The sequence below is a fragment of the Psittacicella melopsittaci genome, assembly GCF_003585925.1.
GTDB classification, from domain to species: Bacteria; Pseudomonadota; Gammaproteobacteria; order Enterobacterales; family Psittacicellaceae; genus Psittacicella; species Psittacicella melopsittaci.
On record NZ_NRJH01000064.1, the window covers coordinates 17,533 to 35,863 of the forward strand.

Annotated in this window: 15 protein-coding genes; 6 read left to right on the forward strand and 9 right to left on the reverse strand. The window is 38.0% G+C overall.

Features of this window, described 5'->3' with window-relative positions:
- Positions 1–41 precede the first annotated feature (41 nt).
- From rlmN to CJP74_RS07145, 5 genes are all read left to right on the forward strand, one after another.
- Positions 42–1,157, forward strand: coding sequence for a dual-specificity RNA methyltransferase RlmN (gene rlmN, locus CJP74_RS07125; RefSeq protein ID WP_119497714.1), 1,116 nt, complete (start codon positions 42–44; stop codon positions 1,155–1,157).
- A gap of 116 nt (positions 1,158–1,273) precedes the next feature.
- On the forward strand, positions 1,274–2,572 hold the full coding sequence (gene serS / locus CJP74_RS07130) for a serine--tRNA ligase (protein ID WP_119497716.1): 1,299 nt from the start codon (positions 1,274–1,276) through the stop codon (positions 2,570–2,572).
- A gap of 110 nt (positions 2,573–2,682) precedes the next feature.
- On the forward strand, positions 2,683–3,519 hold the full coding sequence (gene kdsA / locus CJP74_RS07135) for a 3-deoxy-8-phosphooctulonate synthase (protein ID WP_119497718.1): 837 nt from the start codon (positions 2,683–2,685) through the stop codon (positions 3,517–3,519).
- A gap of 37 nt (positions 3,520–3,556) precedes the next feature.
- On the forward strand, positions 3,557–4,510 hold the full coding sequence (locus CJP74_RS07140; RefSeq protein ID WP_119497720.1) for a D-2-hydroxyacid dehydrogenase: 954 nt from the start codon (positions 3,557–3,559) through the stop codon (positions 4,508–4,510).
- Positions 4,511–4,579: 69 nt separating this feature from the next.
- Complete coding sequence (locus tag CJP74_RS07145; protein ID WP_119497722.1) at positions 4,580–5,026, forward strand: transposase; 447 nt, start codon at positions 4,580–4,582, stop codon at positions 5,024–5,026.
- Between the two features lie 193 nt (positions 5,027–5,219).
- Here the strand turns inward: CJP74_RS07145 and ilvD are convergent, their stop codons facing one another.
- From ilvD to tpiA, 7 genes are all read right to left on the reverse strand, one after another.
- Positions 5,220–7,061 carry a dihydroxy-acid dehydratase gene (ilvD, locus tag CJP74_RS07150; RefSeq protein WP_119497724.1) on the reverse strand — a complete coding sequence of 614 codons (1,842 nt, stop codon included), beginning with the start codon at positions 7,059–7,061 and terminating at the stop codon, positions 5,220–5,222.
- A 422-nt stretch (positions 7,062–7,483) separates the two neighbouring features.
- The gene (locus CJP74_RS07155) at positions 7,484–8,284 is read right to left on the reverse strand and encodes an ATP-binding cassette domain-containing protein (protein ID WP_119497727.1); all 801 of its coding nucleotides are present in this window, start codon (positions 8,282–8,284) and stop codon (positions 7,484–7,486) included.
- On the reverse strand, positions 8,281–9,621 hold the full coding sequence (locus tag CJP74_RS07160; protein WP_119497729.1) for a hypothetical protein: 1,341 nt from the start codon (positions 9,619–9,621) through the stop codon (positions 8,281–8,283). Before CJP74_RS07160 ends, CJP74_RS07155 begins: the two co-directional genes overlap by 4 nt.
- A gap of 221 nt (positions 9,622–9,842) precedes the next feature.
- Positions 9,843–10,946 (reverse strand): oligopeptide/dipeptide ABC transporter ATP-binding protein, encoded by a 1,104-nt coding sequence (locus CJP74_RS07165; protein WP_119497731.1) that lies wholly within the window; start codon positions 10,944–10,946, stop codon positions 9,843–9,845.
- Positions 10,927–11,880, reverse strand: coding sequence for an ABC transporter permease subunit (locus tag CJP74_RS07170; RefSeq protein WP_119497733.1), 954 nt, complete (start codon positions 11,878–11,880; stop codon positions 10,927–10,929). Before CJP74_RS07170 ends, CJP74_RS07165 begins: the two co-directional genes overlap by 20 nt.
- A complete protein-coding gene (locus tag CJP74_RS07175; RefSeq protein ID WP_222987010.1) occupies positions 11,867–12,625 on the reverse strand; it encodes an ABC transporter permease subunit in 759 nt (252 codons plus the stop codon). Before CJP74_RS07175 ends, CJP74_RS07170 begins: the two co-directional genes overlap by 14 nt.
- A gap of 366 nt (positions 12,626–12,991) precedes the next feature.
- The gene (tpiA, locus tag CJP74_RS07180; protein ID WP_119497737.1) at positions 12,992–13,765 is read right to left on the reverse strand and encodes a triose-phosphate isomerase; all 774 of its coding nucleotides are present in this window, start codon (positions 13,763–13,765) and stop codon (positions 12,992–12,994) included.
- A gap of 526 nt (positions 13,766–14,291) precedes the next feature.
- On the opposite strand from tpiA, the gene CJP74_RS07185 reads away from it, so the two are divergent.
- Positions 14,292–15,725 (forward strand): YjiH family protein, encoded by a 1,434-nt coding sequence (locus tag CJP74_RS07185; RefSeq protein WP_119497739.1) that lies wholly within the window; start codon positions 14,292–14,294, stop codon positions 15,723–15,725.
- A gap of 33 nt (positions 15,726–15,758) precedes the next feature.
- On the opposite strand, the gene CJP74_RS07190 is transcribed toward CJP74_RS07185, so the two are convergent.
- Positions 15,759–16,913, reverse strand: a complete 1,155-nt coding sequence (locus CJP74_RS07190) for an iron-containing alcohol dehydrogenase (protein ID WP_119497741.1) — start codon at positions 16,911–16,913, stop codon at positions 15,759–15,761.
- Positions 16,914–17,004: 91 nt separating this feature from the next.
- Complete coding sequence (locus CJP74_RS07195) at positions 17,005–18,018, reverse strand: bile acid:sodium symporter family protein (RefSeq protein WP_119497743.1); 1,014 nt, start codon at positions 18,016–18,018, stop codon at positions 17,005–17,007.
- Positions 18,019–18,331: the final 313 nt, after the last annotated feature.

Below are 18,331 nucleotides of genomic sequence, written 5' to 3' on the forward strand. Positions count from 1 at the left end.
ATTGATCATAAGTTCATTTATTATTTCATTTTTAACTATCGATGAGTAAAACTAATCTTTTAAATTTTGATATCCAAGGCCTCAAAGAATACTTATTAGGTCATGGCCACAAAGCCTTTCGAGCTCAGCAGCTAATGAAATGGATTTATCAGCACGGCGTAAGTGATTTTGATGCCATGACTAATATTTCCAAGGATATGCGTCAGTTTCTCCAAGAAAACTGCGAAATTCAAGCTCCTGAAATTGCCGTAGAACAAATTTCTGCCGACGGTACCATTAAGTGGGCAATGCAAGTTGGCGAACAACAAATTGAAACGGTATTTATTCCTGAACCAGAGCGTGGGACTCTGTGCGTTTCTTCCCAAGTTGGTTGTGCTTTAGAGTGTGCCTTTTGTTCTACAGCTCAACAAGGGTTTAATAAAAACCTAAGCGTTGCCGAAATTATTGGCCAAGTATGGCGTGCTAACCAACGCATTAAAGAAATTGGCGGTTATGGTGAGCGTCCAATTACCAATGTGGTAATGATGGGGATGGGCGAACCTTTATTAAATGTAAATAATGTTCTTCCTGCTCTGCGCATTATGCTCGATGATCTGGGCTATGGTCTTTCTAAACGTCGCGTAACTATTTCTACTTCGGGCGTAGTCCCAGCTTTAAATATTATTGCGGGTAAAATTGACTGTGCTTTAGCTATTTCTTTACATGCTCCTAATGATGAGCTACGTAATGAAATCATGCCAATTAATAAAAAGTACAATATTGCTCAATTTTTAGAAGCAGTACAAAACTTTATTTCTCAAGCTCCGGCTAACCGTGGTAAGGTAACTATTGAGTATGTAATGCTAGATCACATTAACGACTCTATGGAGCAAGCTCATGAGTTAGCTCAATTACTCAAAAACACCCCATGTAAAGTTAACCTAATTCCATGGAACCCTTTCCCAGGCGCTCCTTATGGACGTTCGTCTAACTCGCGTATCGATCGCTTCCAAAAAGTTCTTACCGAACAATACAATATGGTAGCAACGGTGCGTAAAACTCGTGGTGATGATATAGATGCAGCTTGTGGGCAACTTGCTGGTGAGGTTATTGACCGCACTAAACGTACCCTGCACAAACGTCAGCTCGATGGGCAAATTAAAGTACGCAATCTTTAAGCAAACCAAGGCAAAAAAGTTAAAAACTTTTTTGCCTTTCCTTTATAATGTTATATGGTGAAAAAGAAATCTCAGATGAGATAAATAATATTTTTTATTTTATAGGGTAAGCTAAAATGTTAGATCCAGTTTTACTACGCACGCAAACTGAAGAAGTTGCTCGTCTCTTAAAATTAAAACGTAATGTTGACTTAGATGTTGAATTAGTAAAAAGCTTAGAAAGCCAAAGAGCGCAATTACAAACTTCAACCGAATCTACCCAAGCTAAACGTAACGAGTTAGCAGGTCTTGTAGGTCGTGCTCGTGCTAAAGGGGAAAATGCTGATGAGCTAATTGCTCAAGCTAATGCTTTAGGGCAAAACCTTGATCAAGAAAAAGCTCAATTAGCTCAAGTGCAACAACAACTTTTTGATATAGCATCGCGCTTACCTAATTTACCAGCTGACGAAGTTCCACTAGGCAAAGACGAAAATGATAACGTAGAAATCAAACGTTGGGGTACGCCTCGTACTTTTGATTTTGAGGTAAAAGATCATGTTGATCTAGGTGAACTTACTGACGGTATCGACTTCAAATCAGCAGCTCGTTTAACTGGTTCGCGTTTTGTAGTATTTAAAAGCGATATTGCCCGTTTACACCGTGCTTTAATTCAATTTATGCTTGAAGAGCACTATAAAGCTGGTTATCAAGAAGTTTACGTTCCTTATATGGTAAACCAAGAAACTCTTTTTGGTACAGGGCAATTACCAAAATTTGCTGAAGACCTCTTCCAAATTAAACCTATTGATGACCAAGGTGATAAAACCTATTACTTAATTCCAACGGCAGAAGTACCAGTAACTAACCTAGTTGCCGACCAAATTCTTAACGATAAAGAATTACCTTTACGTTTTTGTTCGCACACTCCATGCTTCCGTTCTGAAGCAGGTAGCTATGGTCGTGATACACGCGGTTGTATCCGTCTGCACCAATTTGAAAAAGTTGAATTAGTACACATTAGTAAACCTGAAGATTCTATGGAGCAATTAGAAAAACTAACAGCTCAAGCTGAATCTATTCTCGAAAAATTAGGTTTACCTTACCGCCGTATTGTTTTATGTACTGGTGACATGGGCTTTAGCGCACAAAAAACTTATGACCTTGAAGTATGGTTACCTGCGCAAAACACTTATCGTGAAATCTCTTCATGTTCAAACATGGGTGACTTCCAAGCGCGCCGTATGAAAGCTCGTTTCCGTCGTGAAGGAAGCAAAAAACCTGAATTAGTACATACTTTAAATGGTTCGGGTCTAGCTCTTTCTCGTACTTTAGTAGCTATTTTAGAAAACTACCAACAAGCTGATGGTTCAATTGTAATCCCAGAAGCTTTACGTAAATACATGTACGGTCAAGAAGTTATTCAAGTAGCAAAATAATAAATAGTAAAAAAGGTTCGCTTAGCGAACCTTTTTTGCCTTATTGCCCAATATTTGCTATAACTTACGGTATAATATAGAGAATTACTAATTAATTTAATCAGACAATTATGCAAGAAGTAAAAATTCAGGATAAAATCATTGTTGCCAACGATAAACCTTTTGTTTTATTTGGTGGAATTAACGTATTAGAAGACTTAGATTTTGCGCGTAAAGCAGTAGAAACCTACTTAGAAATTACGCAAAAACTAGGTATTCCTTACGTATTCAAAGCTTCTTTTGATAAAGCAAATCGTTCCTCGATTCACTCTTACCGTGGTCCAGGGATGGAACAAGGCTTAGAAATTTTTGCTAAATTAAAAGAAGAATTCGACAATGTAGCTATTATCACTGATGTACACACTGAAGAACAATGTCAACCTGTAGCTGAGGTAGTAGACGTAATTCAATTACCTGCTTTCTTAGCGCGTCAAACCGACCTTGTAGATGCTATGGCTAAAACTGGGGCAGTAATTAATATTAAAAAACCTCAATTTATTTCCCCAGCCCAAATGAAAAACATTGTAGAAAAATTCCGTGAAGCAGGCAATGATCAATTAATTCTTTGTGAACGTGGAAGTTGCTTTGGCTATGACAACCTTGTAGTTGATATGCTTGGCTTTAAAACCATGAAAGATGTATCAGACAATGCTCCGGTAATTTTTGATGTAACGCACAGTTTACAATGTCGTGACCCTATGGGAGCTGCTTCAGGTGGACGTGGCAAACAAGCTCTAGAACTAGCACGTGCAGGTATGGCAACTGGCTTAGCAGGCTTATTTATGGAAGCTCACCCTAACCCAGCCCAAGCTAAATGTGATGGTCCTTCGGCAACTCCTTTTGCTGAGTTAGCTAACTTCTTAAGTCAAATTAAACAATTAGATGACTTAATTAAAAGCTTTAAATAGCTTTTCCCCCTTAAACTAAAAAACAGAGGTATGCATTATGTTAAATGTTGTATTCTTAGATGCCTTACATTATCCACCTAACTACCAACTAAAGAAGTTAAACTTCGAACATAATTGGGTTAACTACCCTTATACTACCCCTGATCAAACTTTTGAGCGTTGTAAAGACGCTGATATTATTATTTCCTCAAAAGTAGTTCTTGACCGTCCTGTTTTAGAAAAACTTGCTGCTATAGGGAAATTAAAGCTCATTCAAATTCCTGCTACTGGAACTAACAACGTTGACCTAGAGGCTGCTAAAGAACTAGGTATTGCTGTGCAAAACGTTGAAGGTTATTCCTCAAACTCAGTAGCTGAGCATGTAATTGGCTTTATTTTTGCTTTATCACGCAGTTTCCATGGCTGGTCAAGAGACCAATTAAGTGCGCGTTGGTCGGAGCAAAAATGCTTTACCTATTATGACTATCCTATTTTTGATGTAGCAGGTAAAACTCTAGTAATTGTAGGTAAAGGTAATATAGGTAACCTTGTAGCGCAAAAAGCTCAAGCTTTAGGTCTGCGCGTGCTCTTTGCCGAACGCCACAATGCTGACCAAGTAAGACCGGGTTATACTGAGTTTAAATCAGCAATTGGACAAGCAGATTATATTACTTTACACTGCCCATTAACTCCTTCGACTGTAGGAATAGTTAATAACGACTTTTTAGCCTTAATGAAGAATACTGCATTCTTAATTAACACAGGTCGTGGGGGCTTAATTAATGAACAAGATCTAGCTAACGCTCTTAGAGAACGTCGCATAGGTGGGGCTGCTCTTGATGTATTAAGTGCTGAACCTCCACCAAAAGACAATCCATTAGTGCAAGCAGGTCTCGAAGAATATAATCTCTTTATTACCCCGCATAATGCTTTTGCTAGTGAACAATCTCTGCGTAAACTTGCAGATCTAATGATTGATCACATTAACACTTTTGTTGAAAAAAACCTCTAAATCCTTAGGTTTAATTTAAAGTCCTTTAAAGTTTTATACTCTAGAGGACTTTTTTAAGGAACATATATTTTGTATAAAGAACATATACCTGTAAGTGACCTCGACTTACCTGAGAGCTTAAGTGCTAGCTCTCCTTTAGTAGTGGCAAAAAAGTATCTTGATTTTAGTTTTATTCGCCCCCTGACTACCTCTGTATATACCCATAAAATGGGACGTCCAAATATAGATCCTGTTTTAATATGTAAAGTAGTGTTTTTATCTTTACTGGAAAATAAAAGCTTTCGTAAAGTTACACGCGAATTAGACTATAATCCTGAATATGCTTGGTTTTTAGACATCACTTTACAAGAAAAATTTCTCAATCACTCTAGTTTAAGTCGCCACTTACTCCGCTTAAAAAAAGCACAACTCTTAGTGCCTACTCTGACTAACCTTGAAAATCAAGCTCGTGAGCTTAATATAATTGACCCTGAAACAGATTTTCTGCGCTTAATCTCAATTAAGGACTTCGCTTAATCTCAATTAAGGACTTTGCTTAATCAAAAAAACCTCTGGATCTATCTAAGACCCAGAGGTTTTTTAATAAAAGAATAATTAAATTTTTTTTCCTGTTCTTGGTGAGCTTAAGGACATAACTTAGTTAGCCTAAGAACTGAAATTAGCTAGTTTAGGAACTCTCCTAAGTTAGCTAAATTAAACTAAGTTTAGCTTAACCTAATTTACTTTTATCCCTTACTGCGCCCTTATCTGCCGAAGTAGCAAAATGCCCAAATACTTTTAAAGCAAAGGATACTTCGCGTTGACGATTGGCAGGTTGCCAACCTTTAGCATCTTGCTCTTGACGACGGCTGGCTAATTCTTGCTCACTGAGGCGTAGGTTAATACTACGAGATGGAATATCTATATCGATAATATCTCCGTCTCTTACTAGACCTATAGCCCCACCTGCAGCAGCTTCAGGAGAAACATGCCCAATGGACAGACCTGAAGTACCTCCAGAAAAACGTCCGTCCGTAACCAGAGCACAGGCTTTACCTAAGCCGACAGATTTAAGGTAACTGGTTGGATAGAGCATTTCTTGCATCCCTGGACCACCTTTAGGTCCTTCATAACGAATTACCACTACCTGCCCAGCTTTTACCTTACCACCGAGAATTCCTTCCACGGCATCTTCTTGACTCTCAAAAACAATTGCTGGTCCACTAAACTTCCAGATTTCTTCATCTACTCCAGCGGTTTTAACAATACAACCGTCTAGTGCCATATTCCCCGAAAGCATAGCTAAGCCACCTTCTTGGCTATAGGCATGCTCTTTACTCCGAATACATCCTTGCTCACGGTCTGTATCGAGACTATCCCAACGACAAGCTTGAGAAAAAGCTTTAGTCGTACGAATTCCTGCTGGACCTGCACGGAAGAACTTAGCTAACTCAGCATCTTGATTTTGGATTACATCGTATTGTTTTAGTTGCTCGCCTAAAGTTAAACCTAGGACAGTGTTGGTATCTAGATGCAGAAGATTAGCTCTTTGCAGTTCACCTAGAATTGCCATAATTCCCCCCGCTCTATGCACATCTTCCATGTGATATTTATTTGTATTCGGGGCAACTTTTACTAAGCAAGGAACTTGGCGCGAAAGACGATCTATGTCCGCCATGGTAAAGTCAACTTCTGCTTCTTGGGCTGCTGCTAATAAGTGGAGCACGGTATTAGAAGAACCACCCATGGCAATATCTAAACTCATGGCATTTTCAAAAGCAGCAAAAGAAGCAATCGAACGAGGAAGTACACGATCATCATCTTCTTGATAATAACGACGACAGAGCTCAACAATTTGCTTACCAGCTTGGATAAATAACTCTTTGCGGTCAGCATGAGTGGCAAGCATAGAACCATTACCAGGTAAACTTAAGCCTAAAGCCTCGGTTAAACAGTTCATGGAGTTGGCAGTGAACATACCAGAGCACGAACCACAGGTTGGACAAGCAGCTTTTTCAATGGCATCAACGCATTCGTCACTAACGTTTTTATCGGCACTTTGAATCATGGCATCTACTAGATCCACGCGAATGAGTAAATCTGACAGTTTTGTTTTACCCGCTTCCATAGGACCGCCAGAAACAAAGATGGTGGGAATGTTTAGACGCATGGCTGCCATTAACATACCTGGGGTGATCTTGTCACAGTTAGAAATACAAACCATGGCATCAGCACAATGGGCATTAACCATATATTCTACTGAATCTGCAATTAAATCACGCGAAGGTAAAGAATAAAGCATACCACCATGCCCCATGGCAATACCGTCATCTACGGCAATGGTATTAAATTCTTTGGCAACAGCTAGTCCTGTAGCTTCAATTTGCTCAGCTACTAGTTTACCTATATCTCGTAAATGCACATGTCCTGGAACAAACTCGGTAAATGAGTTTACCACAGCAATTATTGGTTTACCAAAATCGCTTTCTTGCATTCCTGTTGCTCGCCATAACGCACGAGCCCCTGCCATATTGCGTCCTTGCGTACTCGTTGCCGAACGTAGTTTAGGCATAATCTCTCCTTACATAAGTATTTTGAATTTGTGTTATGCTCCGCTAACCCCGACAAGCCAAAGTCTGAGAGATCTAAATAAGTAGTAACATCAATAAAAAAAATAAAATTATCTCCACAGATTAGCGGGCTAATATTTATTCTACTTAATTTAACTCTAAGGGTCAAGGGGGATTAGAAAGCATAAGTAGGTAATCTAGGTAAGGGAAAACTAGTCCTAATAGGGTAAAGAGAGGCAAGATTATAAGGGGTAAATTAAAAGCAAGATTAGAAAAGTTAAATTAAAAGCAAGCTCAGATATGGCAAATAAAAGCAAAATAAGACAAAACAAAGTAAAAACGAGGCAAGAGACTACAAGAACAGGTAAACAAAACAAACTCAGACAAATCTGAGCAAAAAAAATAGGATCTCAACTTGGAGATCCTAAAATTCTTTAAAAGAATAAAGCCAATCGGCAGACTTAAGTTGACGACCAAAATAGCTTTTAACTAAACGGTTAATAAACTCATTGTGGCTATTGGTGAGAATATCGTAGGTAGTGCCTAGATCTTCGATCACCCCGTCTTGTAACACCATTACTCTATCACTCAAGTGTTTTATTATGCCTAGATCTGAGGTAATCAGAATAATAGTTTTGCCTCTTTCTTGTAAGCGTAAAAGAATATTAACTAAAACACCTTTAAAGGACAGATCACAAGTAGCAAAAATATCATCAACTATTACTATTTCAGGATCAAGAACTAGACTATGTGCAAGAGCCACTAGTGCTTGTTCTTGGTTATTGAGTCGAGCTAAGGGCTTATTGCATAAATCTAGGGGAGCTTCAAGAAATCTTAACGTTTGGGAAATAATTCCTTGCTCTTCAATCCCTGCTAGTTGTAAAGGCAAACGTAAAAACTCATTTACATCCAGAGGTAAACTAAAGCTCTCTACAATGTCTGTTTTAGCAATACGTATATGGTGGCGACGATATTTAACATCGCCGTAATATAATTCACGCTCAGCAAAAATAATTTCCCCAGCGTCAGGTTCTACTAGCCCTGAAAGCAACTTAGCTAGCGTAGATTTACCACAAGAGTTGTGCCCCGTAATGCCAAAAATTTCTCCCTGGTAAACTTTAAAGTCAACACTATCTACCACCAAGTGCTTTTTGCGAAACAGCTTGGAGTCAAAATAAGATTTAGATAGGTGTTTTACCGTAAGGATTACTTCTGGTTTTTTCATACTTCAGAATTCGAAGAGGCTAAACGTAATTGAGCATAGAAGTCACGTAAAGCTTTAAATTCATGTGCCTTACGGAAGTTCATATTATGACAACAACTTAAAATCACGTCTGGCGAAGTTAAAATATTACTTTGGGCAAGAGCTGGGTATTTAGCAAGCAGATCACGATAACCTTGCGAAGCTAAAAAGTCTTGATACACCATTCCTGCAGGTAAAGCTATGCAATTACCCGAGTGTACATGTTTTAGATATTTAAAGTGAATCGAATTTAAAAAGCCTGTGTAGTTAGCAGGAATTTCCCGCATAGTATGTAAAGCATATCTTTGCGCTTCACTTAGACTCGCGTACTTACCATGGTTGTTAACTCCTTCTTTAAAAGAGTTACGCTTGTCTTTATGCATAAAGCGGTACTTGAAAAAGTTTCCTAGACCTTTTAGTGATTGCTTAAACGTAAACTTGTCTGTTTGCTGGTCTTCAAAGAAGTATACTTCTTTAGCTTTGTCTTCTTCGATTACCATTCCTGTATGCAGGTATTTAGCTTTTACGAGAAAATTAGTTGATCTAATTTTAGTGCGTAAATAGTATAAAGTGTCGGTTTCTGGCGCATAGTGCAAGTCTAATTTAACAAAGTAGTTTACTTTAATGTGATTTGACGGCACGGCAAGAATTTGCTCAAACTGCTCACTTAATAAACTTGCATCATAAATTTGGTCTGCATCTGCTTTAAATACCCATGGATCGGTATCGCCATTTTTCTCGGCAAGAGATTTAAGTGCTTCAATACCAAAATTAGTAAAAGTATCAAGATAGTTTTCGCGTTTGATTTTCTCTTGCTCTTGATAAATTGGGTGGTTTTCGTGATAAACCGGATGCGGATAAATTACGAGGCTAAAGCCAGGATTTTGTTGCACAAACTCGGCTGCTACTTGTAAAGAACCGTCATCTTGTAAACCATCGGCAGTTGGATGGGTAATTAACACCCCTTTGGTTACCGCTGGTAATAGAGAGTTTAGACTTTGTTTAAGAGTAACTACTTCGTTACTAAAACGAATCAGAGCGTAAACTGCTTGTTGATCTAGCTCTTTACTAGTTACGGTTGCATCTAACCAAGAAACAAATTCATTGAGATCTGGATCTTGTTCATCAGCATAGATTTCTTGGCACTCTAAGTCTAAGCTAATTTCTGGACTAGAAAGTTCAGTAAGAATTGGGTTACCCTGAGCATCAAAATTATAAGTGAGGTAATCTTTATTAGCCGCTTCTAAGCGAATTGCTAACTCTTGGTCAATTTGTTCTTTTTCAACTTGGCAGTGCGTTAAAACTTCTTTTTCTGACATAAAAAAATCTCTGGTTAACTAACTTAAAGTTAGAGGTTATCTTTTTTTACACTTTATCCCGTGTTGGTCAAAATAGGAAAGGGCAGAATCTCTCTGGCACAAAAAAATACTCTTATATTATAAAGGTTATATACCTGAAATTGTCAAAAAAAAGAAGCTTTTTTAGTTGCTTAGCACAAAAATAAAGTCTTCCTTGCTCAAGCAAAGAAGACTGAAAAAGTTTAATTATCCTGATCTATTTTTATCGCTATCTGCCGTTTGATTTGTTCTTTTTGTTCTTTAATGCGTTCGAGTTCTTCGCCTTCGAGATAATCTACAGGATAATGACAAGCAAACTCGCTAGTACCACTGACGCGATCGCGCACTAAACTTGGCACTTGCATGCATTTTTTTTGAGCAAATTCACAACGTGGACCAAAACGACAACCTACTGGAACATTGGATAATTCAGGCAGTTGCCCTGGAATAGCGTAAAGTTGCGTTTTATAAATCAGTTGATTGCTGGTAAAATCTGGCAAACTCTGTAAAAATAAACGCGTATATGGATGATGGGCATAATCTAGCAGTTTTTGCGACCCTTCTTGTAGGTGAAAAAACCTTTCTACTACCTGCCCAAAGTAAAGAATATGTGCCGAGTGCACTAGATTTTTTACCGTTAAATAGTTGTTACTCAAATAAAGCACAGTTTTATTAAAGTTGGCATTAAGGCGCTTAAATAACGACTGTACCCTCTGGGTAGATATTGAGTTTAAGCCCGTAGTTGGCTCATCGGCAATTAAAAACAAAGGCTCGGTAACTATGGTCATGGCTATAGCCATTAAGTGTTGCTCGGTTTGGGAAAGGTCTTGATAATAGGCATTGAGAATCGGCTCGGGCTCTTTGATTCCCATCCGAGTAAACAGATCGATTATTTCCTTTATTTGCTGTTGCTTTTTACGCCAAATAAAGCCACGCCATTTTTTACAAGTTTCCATGCGGGCAAGCAGTTGGGGCAAAATCTTTTGCGAAGGATCAAGAACATTAATTGGATCTTGATCTATTACCCCAACCCTGCCCGAAAGTAAACTGGTATTAATCGTGCAATTATCTTTGAGTAACTCTTGCCCATCAAAACGAAAGCTACTACAAGTAATTTGCCAATTTGGGCGTATATTGCCTCCTAGGATGCGAGCTATTACCGATTTTCCCGATCCGGTTTCACCAATTAAACCAACAAACTCTCCTGCTTGAATATTTATGGAAAAATTATCAATTAAAGGAATAAGTATGCCCGTTTTTTGGTCTTTGATCTTGACGGTTAAATTGCTAATTTCGAGTAAAGCCATACCTATTACTTGCTCCCTGACGAGCTAATTCAATGCGAGACCTTACCAGATCTTCGACTACCCCAAAGATCACAAAACTGGCATAAAGCACTAGCGATACCAAGCCTGTGAGAATAATTAAGGCATAAGGGGTTAAATCCTGGTGTTTCCAAGCTTGGAACATAACATTACCCCAATAAACTGAAGTAGGACTTACGCCCAGTTGTAAAACACCAATTAAAATTAGCTCAGTAACAATTAAAATTAAAATGCGGCGTAAGAGGCGAGAAATTTTGCCAATTAGCGTCGGTAATAAAACTAAACGTAACACTTGCCCAAAGCTTGCTCCGTCTAAAAGCAAGTACTTCACCATATTTGAGTCCATTACCCGCACTACGTCTCGATAGACGCCATAAAAAGCGTAAATTACTATATGTAAAAATACTGCCAAGGCGGCGATAAAAAGCGTAGGTCCAAATAAAGCACTTAGCACAAAGTAGTAAAACAAACTCACAAATACGGTTAAAGGAGCAGTTAAACTACGAATTAAAAAGTCTTTATTGAGGTAAAAACCTAAAACTAAGGCTAGAGGCACTATCAGAACGCCCACAATCAAGAGCATAACTATGGCAACTAAATAGTTTTTATGGATGCCGAGTAAAAAAACATCAAGCAGATCACGACCATAGATATCGGTACCCAGAATATGATTATAGGACTCAAAAGGAGCGACAATTTTTTCTGGAGCTATAGTAGTTGCATCAGGAGCAAAACTAATTAAAAACTCCCCAAAAAAAGAATAAAACAAGGCGATAAAAACTATAATAAAGCATAGCATTTCATGAAAGGTTAAAACCTTGCTCCCTTGTCCATGTCGATTCCAAAAGCGACGCAAATGGTAAACGGGGTTGAGATTATTTATTAATGAGTCCCACACTTGACTAATCGGCTTCATATGGTAACTCCTTACGTTGATTGAGATCGTAAATATTACTAAAGGCAGTAAAAGCAAACTGCATTAACACTAACCCACTGCCAAGGAGAAAAATAATTACCCCAATTTCTATGGCAAACTTATCGCGGTTTTGCATAAGAGCGAGCAGTAAACTGCCTATGCCTCGCCAGTTAAAAATGTACTCTAAACTACAAACAAAGAAAAAGAATGTAGAGAGCACCAGAGGGAAATCATTACAAATGGTTGGTACCAGACGATGAATAACGATTTTACGCATTATCCGTCCTGAAGACCATTGACTAGCTACAGTTTTTACATAACTATAGTTAGTTATTTGGTTGGTTGCCCGTGCCACCATAATGTAAGTTTGAGGCAAAATATAGTAAGAAGCAGTAAGAGCAATTAAGAAAAAGTTAATTGCCAAACTCAGACGCGAACCCACAAAACCTTCGCCCGTGAGAATTAACCACAGACGCGAACTAGAAAAATAACCATAGTTCACATCATCGAGCGTTTGTAAAGTACTTCCTGTATTATCGGTAAAAGCTTGATTGAATAGTAAAGGTAGGGCAATAAAAGGGATTACCCTAACTACGGTAAAAAACTGAAAAATAAACTTCCCTAATCTCTGACGCTTAATGGTCAAGGTTACTAAAATTAGCGAGAGAAAGAGATTTATAATTGTTGAGGTTAAAACCAGTTCTAGAGTGGTGATAATCAGTTTTACAATTGAAACTGTATACATAGGGTGATAATAAAAATAACTCCCACTCAAAGTACTGCCAATGAACCGCCACCAACTTTCAAAACTAAGCGGAATATATTGGTTATGCCATACTGCCACCAAAAACCCTAAGCAGCTCATTAAAATAAGCCAGACTAATAAAGAGAATACCCGCCCTAATATTCTGGTCAATAACATAAATAAATTCGATTTAAAAAGCGTTAATCTCTTATTATTATACAACAAATTATTAAAGCCTAAGCTCATCGAGCTTAGGCTTTAATAAGGTTACATCTTCATCCTAACCCTGGTTGGGTTTGGTTTGAATATATATTAGATAATTACTTAATGTAAAAAGGTTAGGGATAAAGTTGTTGCCCAAAAAAATTAAGCTTTAACTTTAGCTGCTGCTTTAATAATCGCTGCAAATGCACCCGCTTTAAGGCTAGCACCACCTACTAAAGCACCGTCAATATCTGGTTGACCAAATAATGCTTCGGCATTTGCATCATTTACTGAACCACCGTATTGCAGAATAGTTTGTTCTGCAACTGCTGCATCAAATTTAGCTAAGTGGTTACGAATAAATTGGTGAACGTTTTGAGCTTGTTCTGGAGTAGCAGTTTTACCTGTACCAATTGCCCAAACTGGTTCATAAGCAATTACTGCACCATTGAAAGCAGCGATACCGTGTGCGTTAATTACCGCATCGATTTGACGTGAAACTACATCAAATGTTTGACCATTTGCATTTTCTTCTTCAGTTTCACCAATACATAATACAGGTACTAAACCAGCATTTTTAATTACCGCAAATTTTTCCGCAATGTATGCATCACTTTCGTGGTGGTATTGACGACGCTCTGAGTGACCGATAATCACATAAGTAGCACCACAATCTTTTAATTGTTCGATTGAAGTTTCACCTGTGTATGCACCAGAAACATGCACGTCAACGTTTTGGGCACCAGTTTTGATTTGTGAACCAGCTACTAAGTCGGTAGCTTGTGCTAGGTATAACGCTGGAGTTGCAACTGCTACATCACAAGCTGGGTTGTCAGCTAGTTCTGCTTTTAATGCAGTTAATAATTCAGTTGTAAATGCTTTAGAACCGTTTAATTTCCAGTTACCCATTACAAGTGGACGACGTTTTGTTGACATTAGTCTTACTCCTAAATTTTAAAAAACTTTGGCTTAATTATAACATCTAAAACGCATTTTGTAAGCTTAGTTTTTCCCCTAAAGAGGACAAAGAAGAAAATACTTGTGAAATGACTTTAACTTTTTGTGAAAATGTTTGCAATTCTTGGCTAAGATCCGAGCAAATAAGGCAAAAGAAGCCAACACTTTTTCACAAATGAAAAAATTTAGATTTTACTTTCTTGGCTCGCGGGCTTATTTGTTGAGTCTTTTGCATGGTCTTTTAGACAAAGATGCTCTTAGCTCTAATTTTGCTTTTTAGCAAAAGTTAGGTTAGCGAGAAAAAGTAAAAAACTTTGCCTTGCTCGAGCAGAGAAAAACTTTATTCTTCTCTTTGTAGCAAAGGAAAACCTAGTTCTGACCTCTGTGCTAGTTTAGCAAAGTAAGACCTTGCTAGCCTCACCCAATTAACACAATTAAGATTATGCAAAAGTATAAAACAGGGTATAATACAGAGTCTTGTTAACTTTTTTCAGTTTTTTGGCTTATGCATATTCAAAAAAACTATCTTACTCCTTGGCGTCTGCTGAGTTTTATTCTCGGCACAGCCTTTGGCTTAGTAGTCATGGTTGTTCCTTTTCATTTGCCTCTGGCAGACCAAGGCTCAACCATAGATACTTTAACCTTTTACTATCTCAAGCAATTTATTAACTGGTTAGGCTTGCCGTTTTTTATTTGTTTAATTACAGGCGTTTGTGTTCTTTCGAGCTTCCTTTCTTTAATCCAGTACTTTTTTGCTCCAGCTCTTTTTGCCAAGAATGCAACTTTTTTACGTCTAGTGCAAGTAAGTGGCTTGGATGTATTCTTCCGTACGCTAGGAGCGGTTATTGCTGTTCTTGTTCTTAGCCAAACTGGACCTCAGTTTTTAATTTCCGAGCACACTGGACAAAGTATGCTCGAGCAGGCTACGCAACTAGCAATTCTTGTAGCGCCAATTCTCTTTTTCCAAACTTTTATTCTTGAGTTTGGTTTTATGGAGTTTTTAGGAACCTTAATCGGCTTTGCTTTACGTCCTTTATTTAAGCTCTCGCCTCTGGCTTCGGTTAGTATGCTTTCGGCTTGGTTAATTCCAGGTAATGCTGCCGTAATCTCAAGTAAACAACTTTATGATCAAGGGTATTTCACCCACAAAGAGGCAGTAATTATTTCCACTACTTTTGCTATTTCTTCAATCGGGTGGATAGTAGTAGTTTGTACTTACCTTGGCTTTATGGATTACTTCTGGACTTTCTTTGCCACTATTACAGGTGTGGGCATGCTCATAGCCGTAATTAGCGTACGCATCTATCCGCTTAATCGCTATAAAGATCTCTATGTAAATGGTACAAATCATTCTCAGCCTGCTCAAGAGTTCTATGCTGGACAAAAGGCTGCGGTACCTAGTAAAACAAATCCAGAAAAACTCTATCACTCTACTTGGATAAAAGCTTTTAACCTTGCTTGTGAGCGTAATAGTAAACTGAGTAAAGAAAACTTTCTCAATAAGTTTCCTAGTATAATCGGCTATGTTTTTAATTTAACTCCGGTAATTATTTGTTGGGGTACTATAGCTTTATGTTTAGTTACTTATTTTCCATTGTTCTTTAAGTATGTTTCTTTACCTATAGCTTGGATCTTTGAGGTATTTGGTTATAGTGCAACAACTGCCGAGCAAACGGCACCAGTTATTTTTTCGAGCCTTGCTGATAACTACTTACCTATAGCTTTATTACCAACCATAGATAATCCTACTCCCGCTTTAAAATTTGTTATTGGGGTATTAAGTATTATCCAGCTTATCTATTTATCAGAAATTGGCTTGCTCCTGTTACAATTTAAGCTTATACGTAATTTTGCTGATCTAGTAGTTATCTTCTTAATTCGTACTTTTATAGCTTTAGTTGTAACTATTCCTTTAGCCTTATTGATTTTTCCATCATAAAAAAAGACTCCCGCGGGAGCCTTTTTTTTGTCTTTAAAGACGAGAAGTTAGAATTTTTGTACTAGCTACGAGATCTATATCCTTGTCTTCACCAAGGGCAGTAGCTCCTATTTTTTCAAGGTTAGCTACAACAGCAACTACAGCTTGCACATCTAAATCATAGTCACTTAAACGTGTACCTACGCCTAGAGAGTGGAAAAACTCTTCAGTTTTAGCAATAGTTGCTAAAGCTAATTCACGTTCATCATCCCCTTCTAAACCAAATACTTTACGTGCCATTTGGGCTAATTTTGCTTGTTTAGCTTCGAGTTTGTATTGCCAAACTCCAGGCAGAACTATTGCCAGAGTACGAGCATGGTCTATGCCGTAAAGTGCCGTAAGTTGATGCCCTATAGCATGTACTGACCAGTCTCCCACTTCCCCTAAACGGAGTAAACCATTTAAAGCATTGGTCGCTGCCCACATTAAATCACTGCGAGCTTGCACTGAGTTAGGATTTGCTTTAAGTTCGGGACCTACTTGTAAGAGAACTCTTAATAGACCTTCGGCAAATTCATCTGTTACTGCTGCTCCTGTTTGTTTGGTCGCATACTGCTCTACTATATGCACAAAAGAGTCTACTACCCCATTCATAGTTTGGCGTTCAGGTAGAGTTAAGGTTTTACTTGGATCAAGAATCGAGAATTTTGGAAAAACTAATGGCGAAGCAAAAGAACGTTTTAAGCCGCGTTCACGATAAGAAATTACTGCTCCTGAGTTCATTTCCGAGCCTGTAGCTGGAATAGTAAGCACTACCCCAAAAGGTAAAGCTTGGCTAATTGGTGCTCCTTCGAGAATAGCCCATTTATCTTCACCTGCAAATTGACTAGCAGCTGCAATAAATTTTACCCCGTCAATTACCGAGCCCCCACCTACGGCGAGAATATAATCTAGCTCATGTTCTTTAATAGCATCTACTGCTTTGAGTAGAGTTAAATAATCTGGGTTAGCTTCAACCCCACCAAACTCAACATATTTACGTTGTCCTAGAGCCTTGGTAACCTCACCTATAGTACCAAAGGCTTTGGCAGAGTTTCCGCCATAAACAACTAATACTTTAGCTTGGGCTGGCACGAGTTCGTCTAAGCGAGCTATAGTGTTTTCCCCAAAAATAATGCGAGTTGGATTATAAAACTCAAAGTTTAACATTTGTTCTCTCCTTGTTGTTTGTGATACAAAGACAAGATATATTATAGCACCAAACGCAAAGATCCCAAGCCTGAGCTTGGGATCTTGTTAATTAGTCTTCGATAGCAATAGGTTCACCATCAACTGGTTTGCCTTGTGCTTTTGCTTTAGCGTCAGCTGCTTCTTTAGCATCTGCACGTGGATCTTTGAGACGAGCAAAGTAAGAAGCTAACATAGGCGCTGCTACGTTGTGCCATAAAGCTGCTACTGCCGAAGGGATAGCTGCAATTGGGGTTAAGTGCGCATTAGCTAAAGCTACACCTAAAGCCGAGTTTTGCATACCAACTTCGATAGAGATTGCTTTTGAGTCGTAAAGATCTAGTCTTAATACACGAGATACTACAAAACCTAAAGCAAAGCCTACAGCGTTTTGTACTACCACTAAGAAGAATACTAATACACCTGTTCTAGAGATGTTGTCAGAGTTGATTGCGATGATACCTGTAAGGATAGCTGCAATACACGCAAATGAAACTACTGGTAAACCTTGTACGATGTAGTTAACTTGACGTTTGAAGAATAAACGGATAACAATACCTAGAACGATTGGGAATAAGATAACTTCTACAACGCTTCTAAACATGCCCCATGGACTGATTTCTAACCATTGGCTTGCAAGTAAGAAGAAAATTGTTGGCGTTACTACTGGAGCTACTAGAGTACAGATTGAAGTCATAGTAACTGATAAAGCTACGTTACCACGAGCAACATAGGTCATGATGTTAGAAACTGTACCACCTGGACAAGCTCCAAGTAAGATTAAACCAGCTGCTAACTCAGGTGGTAAATTAAAGCCCACCGCTAAGAAGTACGCTGAAAGAGGCATAATGGTAAATTGTGCACAACAACCAACGATAACCGCTTTAGGTTGAGTTAGAACCAGAGCAAAATCTTTAAAAGTAAGGGTCATACCCATACCAAACATGATTAAGCCTAAGCCATAGGTCATGTAAGGAAGGAAAAATGTAAAGTATTGAGGCCAAAGGTAAGCTACCGTGGCAAAGAATACGATCCAAAGTGAGAACGTCTTATTTAGAAATGCGTTAAATTTTTGAAGTGCTTGCATAAAATAAATATCCAAATTTAGTTTATGCAACTTTATCGGAATTAACGACAAAGCAAAATATATCTTATTGCTAATTCCCTACCTACTAAAATTAGGAAAAAATCTAAAGTTGCAAAACAAACCAAAATAACATCAACTATTACTCAAATTTTAGAGACAAAAAAATCCCAATTAAACTTGAGAATATAAACATAAGTAACTACAGAGTAGGTTAATTAACAATAAAGAAATAAAAAAATAAAAAATCTAAAATATTATACTTAATCTTAATCAACCCCTTGATAAATAAACCTTTTAATTAGTTTTATTTTTC